At 73.3% G+C, this 9,998-nt stretch carries 8 protein-coding genes; 3 read left to right on the top strand and 5 right to left on the bottom strand.

Annotated features, from left to right (window positions below):
* Positions 1 to 141: 141 nt before the first annotated feature.
* Together ACI2LW_RS14145 and ACI2LW_RS14140 are read right to left on the bottom strand one after the other, a co-directional pair.
* Positions 142 to 1,323 carry an ROK family protein gene (locus tag ACI2LW_RS14145; RefSeq protein ID WP_404731446.1) on the bottom strand — a complete coding sequence of 394 codons (1,182 nt, stop codon included), beginning with the start codon at positions 1,321 to 1,323 and terminating at the stop codon, positions 142 to 144.
* A 363-nt stretch (positions 1,324 to 1,686) separates the two neighbouring features.
* The gene (locus tag ACI2LW_RS14140) at positions 1,687 to 2,634 is read right to left on the bottom strand and encodes a beta-ketoacyl-ACP synthase III (protein ID WP_404731445.1); all 948 of its coding nucleotides are present in this window, start codon (positions 2,632 to 2,634) and stop codon (positions 1,687 to 1,689) included.
* A gap of 398 nt (positions 2,635 to 3,032) precedes the next feature.
* Between ACI2LW_RS14140 and fdhD the strand changes: the two genes are divergently transcribed.
* Positions 3,033 to 3,872 (top strand): formate dehydrogenase accessory sulfurtransferase FdhD, encoded by an 840-nt coding sequence (fdhD, locus tag ACI2LW_RS14135; RefSeq protein WP_404731444.1) that lies wholly within the window; start codon positions 3,033 to 3,035, stop codon positions 3,870 to 3,872.
* Positions 3,873 to 3,906: 34 nt separating this feature from the next.
* Here fdhD and ACI2LW_RS14130 read toward each other — a convergent pair whose 3' ends face one another.
* Together ACI2LW_RS14130 and ACI2LW_RS14125 are read right to left on the bottom strand one after the other, a co-directional pair.
* Positions 3,907 to 4,428: an isochorismatase family protein gene (locus ACI2LW_RS14130; RefSeq protein ID WP_404731443.1), complete on the bottom strand. Its 522-nt coding sequence runs from the start codon at positions 4,426 to 4,428 to the stop codon at positions 3,907 to 3,909.
* Between the two features lie 43 nt (positions 4,429 to 4,471).
* Positions 4,472 to 5,521 (bottom strand): bile acid:sodium symporter family protein, encoded by a 1,050-nt coding sequence (locus ACI2LW_RS14125; protein WP_404731442.1) that lies wholly within the window; start codon positions 5,519 to 5,521, stop codon positions 4,472 to 4,474.
* 506 nt (positions 5,522 to 6,027) lie between these two features.
* Here ACI2LW_RS14125 and ACI2LW_RS14120 point away from each other — a divergent pair.
* Both ACI2LW_RS14120 and ACI2LW_RS14115 read left to right on the top strand, forming a co-directional pair.
* Positions 6,028 to 7,854, top strand: coding sequence for an AMP-dependent synthetase/ligase (locus tag ACI2LW_RS14120; RefSeq protein WP_404731441.1), 1,827 nt, complete (start codon positions 6,028 to 6,030; stop codon positions 7,852 to 7,854).
* A 94-nt stretch (positions 7,855 to 7,948) separates the two neighbouring features.
* Positions 7,949 to 8,785 (top strand): aldo/keto reductase, encoded by an 837-nt coding sequence (locus ACI2LW_RS14115; protein WP_404731440.1) that lies wholly within the window; start codon positions 7,949 to 7,951, stop codon positions 8,783 to 8,785.
* A 184-nt stretch (positions 8,786 to 8,969) separates the two neighbouring features.
* Here the strand turns inward: ACI2LW_RS14115 and ACI2LW_RS14110 are convergent, their stop codons facing one another.
* Positions 8,970 to 9,986, bottom strand: a complete 1,017-nt coding sequence (locus ACI2LW_RS14110; RefSeq protein ID WP_404731439.1) for a class I SAM-dependent methyltransferase — start codon at positions 9,984 to 9,986, stop codon at positions 8,970 to 8,972.
* Positions 9,987 to 9,998 lie beyond the last annotated feature (12 nt).

Genomic DNA, 9,998 nt, shown 5'->3' with positions numbered 1-9,998 from the left:
GACCGGGGGTGTCCGTGCGGGCGGTACCGGGGGTGTCCGTGCGGGCGGTACCGGGGGTGTCCGTGCGGGCGGTACCGGGGGTGTCCGTGCGGGCGGTACCGGGGGTGTCCGTGCGGGCGGGTTGCGCGGGTGGGAAGCCGGTTACGCGGGTGAGAACAGGTGGTCGCTGATGAGGCGGGCCGCGCCGATCACGCCGGCGTTCTGGCCCAGTTCCCCGAGGACGATGGGCAGGTTGCCGGTCGCCAGCGGCAGCGACTGGCGGTAGACCTGGGTGCGGATCGCGGCGAGCAGGGTGTGGCCGAGGCCGGTCACCCCGCCGCCGATGACCACCAGGCCGGGGTTGAAGAAGGAGACGAGTCCGGCGATGACCTGGCCGGTGCGGGTGCCGCCGTCGCGGATCAGGTCGAGCGAGGTGGCGTCGCCCGCGGCGGCCGCGGCGGCGACGTCGACGGCGGTGAGGCCGCCGTTCGCCTCCAGCCGGGCCGCGAGCTCGGCCGACAGGCCCTGCCGCGCCGCGTCCAGTGCGTCGCGGGCGAGGGCGGCGCCGCTGAAGTGGGCTTCCAGGCAGCCCCGGTTGCCGCAGGCGCACGGGCGTCCGTCGGGCACGGCCTGGATGTGCCCGATGTCGCCCGCGCTGCCGGTGGTGCCGCGGTGGACCGCGCCGCCGACGACGATGCCGCAGCCGATACCCGTGCCGATCTTGATGCAGAGGAAGTCGCCCACGGAGCGGGCGACGCCCGCGTGCTGCTCCCCCAGCGCCATGAGGTTCACGTCGTTGTCGACCATGACCGGGCAGCCGAGTTCCTGGCTGAGCGCCTCCCGGACGGGGAAGCCGTCCCAGCCGGGCATGATCGGCGGCGCCACCGGGACCCCTTCGGGGAAGCGGACGGGACCGGGCACTCCGATGCCGGCGCCGTCGTACCCCTCGGCCAGTCCCGTGTCCCGCAGCTTGGCGGCCATGGACAGGACCAGCTCGAAGACCGCGACCGGGCCCTCGCGCACGTCCATGGGCTGGTTGAGGTGCCCCAGCACCTCCAGCTCGGCGTTGGTGACCGCGACGTCCACCGAGGTGGCGCCGATGTCCACGCCCAGGAAACGCAGGGTGGGCGCGAGCCGGACGTTGTGGGAGCGCCGGCCGCCGCGCGAGGCGGCGAGCCCGTCGGCCACGACCAGTCCCGTCTCCAGGAGACGGTCCACCTCCACGGCCAGTTTCGACCGGGAGAGGTCGACCCGGTCCCCGAGCTGTGCGCGGGAGCTGGGTCCCTCGTCGCGCAGCAGCTTCAGCAGCCGGGCCTGATGGGCGTTGGCGGGTCGCGCGGTCATCCGTCTCACGTGCCCCTCCCCCGCCTCGCTGCGGCCGTCCGTGCCGGGCTCGCGGGCCTTCGGCCCGCCGGACTTTCGAGGGGAACGTAGCAGCGGCCCGTGACCCTGGGAAGAAGTCGTGCAGGAATTCGCGCCCACTTTCTCCACTCACAGGACAAAGGTGGGCGCGGGCGCGGGATGCCGGGGCGTCAGGGGCGGCGCGCGACCGGCCGCGCCCGGGTGCGGGGTGCGCGTCAGGGACAGCGCACGGCCATGCCTCCGCCCGGGTGCCGGGTGCGTCAGGGGCAGCGCACGACCCGACCATGCCTCCGCCCGGGTGGTGCGCGTCAGGGACGGCGCACGCCGTCGTGCCCGGGCGCGGCCTCAGGGGCAGCGCACGACCTGTCCGGCGTACGACAGGTTGCCGCCGAAGCCGAACAGCAGCACCGGGTCGCCGCAGCTGATCTCGCCCCGCTCCACCAGCTTGGACAGGGCGAGCGGGATGCTGGCGGCGGAGGTGTTCCCGGAGTCGCGGACGTCGCGGGCCACCACGGCGTTGACCGCCCCCAGCCGCTGGGCCAGCGGTTCGACGATGCGCAGGTTCGCCTGGTGCAGCACGACCGCGGCGAGGTCCTCCGGCGCGATGCCGGCCCGCTCGCAGGTCTGCCGGGCCAGCGGCGGCAACTGCGTGGTGGCCCACCGGTAGACGCTCTGTCCCTCCTGCGCGAACCGCGGCGGCGTGCCCTCGATGCGCACCGCGTGCCCCATGTCGGGCACCGAGCCCCACAGCACGGGCCCGATCCCGGGCTCCTCGCCCGGCGGGCACGCCTCCACCACCGCGGCGCCCGCCCCGTCCCCGACGAGCACGCAGGTCGTCCGGTCGCTCCAGTCGGTGACGTCGGACATCTTGTCGGCGCCGATGACCAGGGCCCGCGCGGCGGCGCCGGCCCGTACGGCGTGGTCGGCGGTGGCGAGCGCGTGGGTGAAGCCGGCGCACACCACGTTGACGTCCATCGCGGCCGGCTGGGGGATGCCGAGCCGGGCCGCGACCCGGGCGGCCATGTTCGGGGAGCGGTCGATGGCCGTGGAGGTGGCGACCAGGACCAGGTCGATCGCGTCCGGGGTGAGCCCGGCCGCCGCGAGCGCCTTGGCGGCGGCGTGCGCGGCCAGCTCGTCCACGGGTTCGTCGGGCGCGGCGATGTGCCGGGTCCGGATGCCCACCCGGCTCCTGATCCACTCGTCGCTGGTGTCCACCATGCCGGCCAGGTCCTCGTTGGTGAGCACCCTGGCGGGCTGATAGTGACCGGTGGCGGCGATGCGCGAGCCGTTCATGGGTGATGCCCCTCGTTGCCGTGGGTTACGGAATCCACAGTCTGGTCAGTGACCGGCGGGTAGCACGACAGGCGTGGCGACAGGATTCGGTGGCCGGGGTTGTCGCCTTCCGTCACCACCGGGCCGGCGCACGCGGGGCTGAGGGGCGCGGCGGCGGGGGTGCTCCGGCGAGCGGGAGTCCGGTGTGCGGGGGTGCTCCGGCGGGCGGGAGTCCGGTGTGCGGGGGTGCTCCGGCGGGCGGGAGTCCGGCAGCCGTACGGCGGGTACCCGGGAGGAGCCGGAGCGGACCGGTACCGGCTCGCGGCGCGCCCGCCACGCAACGGGCCGGGTACGCCCGTCCCGCGTGTGCAGGACAATGAGATCGTCAAGACACGGAGAGAACCGGGGCTGATCAGGACATGGGACGAGTCACGGAACGACGCAAGGTCATCCGCATCCGCGACGGGGCCGTCTCGTCCCGGCCCGACACCCTGGTGGCCGAGGAGCCGCTGGAGATCCGGCTGAACGGCAAGGCCCTCGCCATCACCATGCGCACGCCGGGCGACGACTTCGCGCTCGCCGCCGGGTTCCTGGTGAGCGAGGGGGTGCTGGGCGCCCCGTCGGACGTGCGCACCATCGTCTACTGCGACGGGGCCACGGTGGACGGCTCCAACACGTACAACGTGGTGGACGTGCGCACCGCTCCCGGCCTGGCCGTCCCCGACATCACGCTGGAGCGCAACGTCTACACCACCTCGTCCTGCGGCCTGTGCGGCAAGGCCAGCCTGGACGCCGTGCGCACCACGGCCCGCTGGCCGATCTCCGACATGCCTCCGGTACGGGCCGAGGCGCGCATGCTGGCCGGTCTGCCCGACCGGCTGCGCGCGGCCCAGCGGGTCTTCGACCGGACGGGGGGCCTGCACGCGGCGGCCCTGTTCGCGGAGGACGGCGAGCTGCTGGACATCCGGGAGGACGTGGGCCGGCACAACGCGGTCGACAAGCTGGTCGGGCGGGCGCTGCAGAACGGCGCGCTCCCGCTGTCCCGCACCATCCTGCTGGTCTCCGGCCGCGCCTCCTTCGAACTGGCGCAGAAGGCCGTGATGGCGGGCATCCCCGTCCTCGCGGCAGTGTCGGCGCCGTCGTCGCTGGCGGTGGACCTGGCGGCGGAGAGCGGGCTGACGCTGGTGGGGTTCCTGCGGGGCACCTCGATGAACGTCTACACGGGGGAGCACCGGGTCGCGGCGGGGGGTGCGGACTGAGCCGACGGGCCCGCGCCCTGTGTGCCGCGGGGCGTCAGGCGAACCGCAGGTCCGCGGCCCTGGTCACCGTGCCCAGCCGGGGGAAGTCCAGTCGCACCGACGCCTCGTGCTCGGCGGCGGTGAACGCGGCCATCGCGTCCTCGGCGAAGACGAGCTCGTAGCCGAGGTCGGCGGCGGCGCGGGCGGTGGACTCCACGCCCAGGTTGGTGGCGATGCCGCCGAACACCAGGGTGGTCACGCCGCGCTCGCCCAGGCGCTGGTCCAGGCCGGTGTCCTGGAAGCCGCCGATCGTGCGCTTGACGATCTCGATGTCGCCCTCGTGGCGCAGTCCCGCGACCAGCGCGCTGCCCGGCGGCTGCTCGCGGACGCCGGGTCTCTCCACCCGGATCAGCACGACGGGCGCGCCGGCCGCCCGGAACCTGGTGGCGAGTTCCTCCGCGACGACCAGGACGTCGGTGCCCTTGCGGGGTTCCAGGGGCAGGGCGACGATGCGGTCCATCAGGTCGACGAGGACGAGGGCGGTGCGCGCGGGATCGAGTGCGTCAGGAGCGGTCATGACGGAACGTTAAGCCGCCGTCACCCCCCGGTGCCGGAAATCCTCAGCGGGGACGTGTCGCCGCCGTACCGGCCGTGCTGCCGCCGGCCGCGCCCGGGCCCGCGCGGGTGACGTCCTCGCGGGCCTCGGGGTCCTGGGCCCGGTGCCGGGCGATCACCGCGCACACCATCAGCTGCATCTGGTGGAAGAGCATCAGCGGCAGCACGGCCAGGGACGCGTGGGCGCCGAACAGGACGCTCGCCATGGGCAGGCCGGAGGCCAGCGACTTCTTCGACCCGGCGAACTGGATGGCGATGCGGTCCGCCCGGCCGAACCGCAGCGCCCGGGCGCCGTACCAGGTCAGCGCCAGCATCACCGCGAGCAGGACGGCCTCCACGGCGAGCAGCGCGCCCAGCCGGGCGGGGCTCACCTGGTGCCAGATGCCGCGGACCATGCCCTCGCTGAACGCGGTGTAGACGACGAGCAGGATGGAGCCGCGGTCGACGAGTCCGAGGACCTTGCGGTGCCGGGCGACGAAGCCGCCGATCCAGGGGCGCAGCACCTGGCCGGCGAGGAACGGCACCAGCAGTTCCAGCACGATCGTGACCAGTGAGTGCCCGGAGAAGCCGCCGGTGCCGCCGCCCAGCAGCGCGGCGGCGAGCAGCGGGGTGAGGACGATGCCGGCGAGGGACGAGAAGGAGCCGGCGCAGATGGCGGCGGGCACGTTGCCGCGGGCGATGGAGGTGAAGGCGATCGATGACTGGATGGTGGAGGGGACCAGGGTGAGGAACAGCAGCCCCTCGTACAGCGGCCGGGTCAGCAGGAACGGCACCAGGCCGCGGGCGGCGACGCCGAGCAGCGGGAAGACGAGGAACGTGCAGACGAGCACGGTGAGGTGCAGCCGCCAGTGCCGCAGCCCGTCGAGCGCCTCGCGGGTGGACAGCCGGACGCCGTAGAGGAAGAACAGGAAGGCGATCGCGGCCGTCGAGGCCCCGGAGGCCACGTCCGCCGCCGTGCCGCGGGCCGGCAGCAGCGCGGCCAGGCCCACCGTCCCGAGCAGCAGCAGGAGGTACGGGTCGAGCGGCATCCAGCTCGGCAGGCTCGGGCGTTTCACTGTGCTCCACTTGCTCGGTCGGTTCCGCGGTGACGCGGGCGGGCGGCGTGTGCCCTCCGGTACCCCTCCGGTACCCCTCCGGTACACGGGTGCCCCCGTCCATGCTCCCCCTTGCCCGGCCGATCGGGAATCCCGTGCACCTCGCCCACCGCCACCATGATCCGCGATGGCGACGCCACCGGGACGGGCCGGGCCCCCGGCCCGTGCGTGCCGGGATCGCCGGGGCGCGGACCGGGCCCCGGCCGACAGTCCCGGCCGGGCGCCCGCGGCGGCCCGGCCCGTGAGCGGGTGGTACAGATTCGGTGGAGATTGCAGGCGCATTGCCGGACCGAAAGCGGCGAAACCGTAAGTCTTCTGTCCGCCCCCTCCCCTTGTGAGCGTATTTTCGGACGCTGACCAGTGCGTTTCGTGAGCACTGCTCGCTTTCGGCCCCCTCCCGCCCCGCCGTCCCGTGGGGTAGCTTTCACGGCGCTGTGCGGAGCGTCACAAGGAGCGGGAGGCGTGGTTTGCGCGAGTTCACCAGCCCTCCGTTGACGTTGCCACCGCCGGTGGGCGGGCTGGCCGACGTCGTGTTCCGGCGTGCCGAGGAGGACCCGCTGCACGTGGCGCTCGGCCGCAAGGACGACGACGGCGGCTGGCGGGACGTGACCTCCGCGGAGTTCCGCGACGAGGTGCTCGCCCTGGCCAAGGGCCTGCTGGCGCAGGGCGTACGGTTCGGCGACCGGGTCGCGATCATGTCCCGTACCCGCTACGAGTGGACGCTGTTCGACTTCGCGCTGTGGACGGTGGGCGCCCAGGTGGTGCCGATCTACCCCACCTCCTCGGCCGAGCAGTGCTTCTGGATGCTGTACGACGCCGAGGTCTCCGCGGCCGTCGTGGAGCACGAGGACCACGCGATGACGATCGCCACCGTCATCGACCGGCTCCCCCGGCTGCGCCGTCTGTGGCAGCTGGACGAGGGCTGCGTGCAGGAGCTGTACGACGCGGGCGCGCACATCGACGACGACGTGGTGCACCGCCACCGCGAGGCCGTCACCCCCGACTCCACCGCCACGGTCATCTACACCTCGGGCACCACCGGCCGCCCCAAGGGCTGCGTCCTGTCGCACGGCAACTTCATGTTCGAGGCGGACACGGTGATGGAGCGCTGGGAGCCGGTGTTCCACACCAAGAAGGGCGACGAGGCCGCGACGCTGCTGTTCCTGCCGCTCGCGCACGTCTTCGGCCGGATGGTGGAGGTCGCCACCATCCGCGCCGGGGTGCGCCTCGGCCACCAGCCGCAGCTGAACGCCGCCGCCCTGCTGCCCGACCTGCAGAGCTTCAGACCCACCTTCATCCTGGCCGTGCCGTACATCTTCGAGAAGGTGTTCGCCGCGGCCCGCCGCAAGGCGGAGGCGGAGGGCCGGGACGGGCCGTTCGAGAAGGCCGTCGACATCGCCGTGAAGTACGCGGAGGCGGTGGAGGCCAAGGCGTGGGGCATCGGCCCCGGGCCGTCGGCGGGCCTGCGCATGCAGCACCAGCTCTTCGACAAGCTCGTGTACTCCAAGGTGCGCGCGGCGATGGGCGGCCGGATCCGCAACGCCATGTCCGGCGGCTCGGCGATGGACCGCCGCCTCGGCCTGTTCTTCGCCGGCGCCGGGGTGCAGATCTACGAGGGCTACGGCCTGACCGAGTCCACGGCGGCCGCCACCGCCAACCCGCCCGGCAGGACCCGCTACGGCACCGTCGGGCAGCCCATCCCGGGCGTCACCGTGCACATCGCCGACGACGGCGAGGTCTGGCTGCACGGCGGCAACGTCTTCCAGGGCTACCTCAACAACCAGAAGGCCACCGACCAGACCCTGCACGACGGCTGGCTGGCCACCGGCGACCTCGGCTCCCTCGACGAGGACGGCTTCCTCACCATCACCGGCCGCAAGAAGGAGATCCTGGTGACCTCCGGCGGCAAGAGCGTGGCCCCGGGCCTGCTGGAGGAGCGGGTGCGCGACCACCCGCTGGTCTCCCAGTGCATCGTCGTCGGCAACGACCGCCCCTACGTCGCCGCCCTGGTCACCCTCGACCAGGAGGCCGTCGACCACTGGCTGCAGATGCGCGGCAAGCCGCGGATGCCGCTCGCCCAGCTGGTGCGCGACCAGGACCTGGAGACCGAGGTGCGGCGCGCGGTGGTCGCCGCGAACACCCAGGTCTCGCAGGCGGAGTCCATCCGCACCTTCCGCATCCTCGCGCAGCCCTTCACCGAGGAGCACGGCCTGCTGACGCCGTCGCTGAAGCTCAAGCGCAAGGCCATCGAGAACGCCTACGCCGACGAGGTCGAGGCGCTGTACGAGGCCTGATCCCGCCGGTCAGGAATACCTCGCGGTCCGTGATCGTTGAAGATGGGGGTATCACGTGACGACCACCTGACGACAACCGAAGGATCAAGAGCCTGTGAGCAGCAAGGTCCCCCCGATCATCCTCAACAACGGCGTCGAGATGCCCCAGCTGGGCTTCGGCGTCTGGCAGGTGCCGGACGACGAGGCGGAGCGGGCGGTCGCCACCGCGCTGGAGACCGGGTACCGCAGCATCGACACAGCGGCGATCTACGGCAACGAGGAGGGCACCGGCAAGGCCATCGCCGCCTCCGGCGTCCCGCGTGAGGAGGCCTTCGTCACCACCAAGCTGTGGAACTCCGACCACGGGTACGACGCGGCACTGCGCGCCTTCGACGCCTCGCTGGCCAAGCTCGGCCTGGAGTACGTGGACCTGTACCTGATCCACTGGCCGCTGCCCGCCAAGGGCCTGTTCGTCGACACCTACAAGGCGCTCGAGAAGCTGCTCGCCGACGGCCGGGTCCGGGCGATCGGAACCTCCAACTTCCTGCCCGAGCACCTGGAGCGTCTGATCTCCGAGACCTCGGTGATCCCGGCGGTCAACCAGATCGAACTGCATCCGCATCTGCAGCAGCGCGCCGCCCGCGAGTACCACGCGGAGCAGGGCATCGCCACCGAGGCCTGGTCGCCGCTCGGCCAGGGCAAGGGCCTGCTGGAGGTGCCGGCGATCGTGGCGATCGCGCAGAAGCACAACCGCACCCCGGCGCAGATCGTGCTGCGCTGGCACCTCCAGCTGGGCAACATCGTGATCCCGAAGTCGGTCACGCCGTCCCGGATCAAGGAGAACATCGAGGTCTTCGACTTCAGCCTGGACGACGAGGACCTCGCGGCCATCAGCGCGCTGAACGAGGACCGGCGGCTGGGGCCGGACCCGGCCACGTTCGAGATCGCCTGACGGGGGCCGCCTGGCGCGGGCCGCGGGCCGGGCCCTCGGCCGTCCGACGCGGTTGCCCCGCAAGCTGTCCGAAAGCCCCGGACCGTCCGTGACGGTCCGGGGCTTTCGTGCGTCCGCCCGGCATTCCGTCACTTGCAGTCACTTGCGGTGCGGTCCAAGTCAACTGCCGCCGGGACAGGCCGGTTCAGGCGGTGCGTACGGCGGTGTGGACGGTGTGCGCCTTGAGGACGAACACGTCGCCCCGGCGGTGCACGCTCGCCTCGTCGTCGGGGTCCAGCAGCCGGTCCAGGGTGGCCAGGTCCTCCGCGTCGAGCCCGTCCTCGAGCCCCTCGCGCAGCCGGGCCAGGGACGCCACGACGTAGGCGCGGGCGCGGTCGGAGAGCGGTGCGGGCAGGTCCAGCAGGAAGCTTCGGGTGCCGGCCGGCTTCAGGCCCGCGGCGGCCAGCAGGGCCGGCCAGTCCTCGGTCTCGGCGACCGAGCCGGGCAGGTCCTCGCGCATGCGCGTGAACCACTCCGCCTCGACCGCGTCCAGCCGGGCCTGCAGACCGGGGCGGCCGATGCCGAAGTCGCGGGGCAGGAAGCGGGCGGGCAGTCCGCCCTCCAGCAGGGCGAGGGTGCCGCCGGGCGCCAGCCGCTCGGCGAAGGCGGCCAGCGCGGCCCGCTGATCGCCGAGGTGGTGCAGGCTGTTGCTCGCCCACAGCAGGTCGGCCGGGTACTCCAACTCGGCCAGCGCGCCGGGCAGTTCGCCGGTGACGGTGGTGAAGCGGTCGGCGAAGCCGAGGCGGGCGGCCCGGGCGCGGGCCCGCTCCAGCACGGGCCCGGAACCGTCCACCGCGACGACCCGGGCGCCCGGGAAGGACTCGGCGAACAGGCAGGAGACGACGCCCGGCCCGCTGCCCGCGTCGACGATCAGGCCGGGCTCGGTGACCTCCCGGCCGAGCCAGGCCATGACCCGCTCGTACATCGGGGTGAGGAGCTCCGCCTGGGACTCCAGCAGCGGAGCCATCACGGCCCAGTCGATGTCGGTGTCGCCGTGGCCGCCGTGGCCGCCGTGGTGGGCGTGTGCGTGGCCGTGGGCGTGCGCGTGGCTCTCGTGGGCCTGGTCCTGGTCCTCGTGCGCCTGGTCCCCGTGGGCGTCGCCTCCGTGGGCGTCGCCTCCGTCCGCGTGCGGGCCGTTGTGGTCGCGGTCCTCGTGGGCCATGTGATCAGCCTC

Origin of the sequence: Streptomyces sp. NPDC004065, assembly GCF_044903565.1 — a bacterium.
In the GTDB taxonomy this organism is placed as follows: domain Bacteria; phylum Actinomycetota; class Actinomycetes; order Streptomycetales; family Streptomycetaceae; genus Streptomyces.
This window is presented reverse-complemented; position numbering and strand designations above follow the sequence as displayed.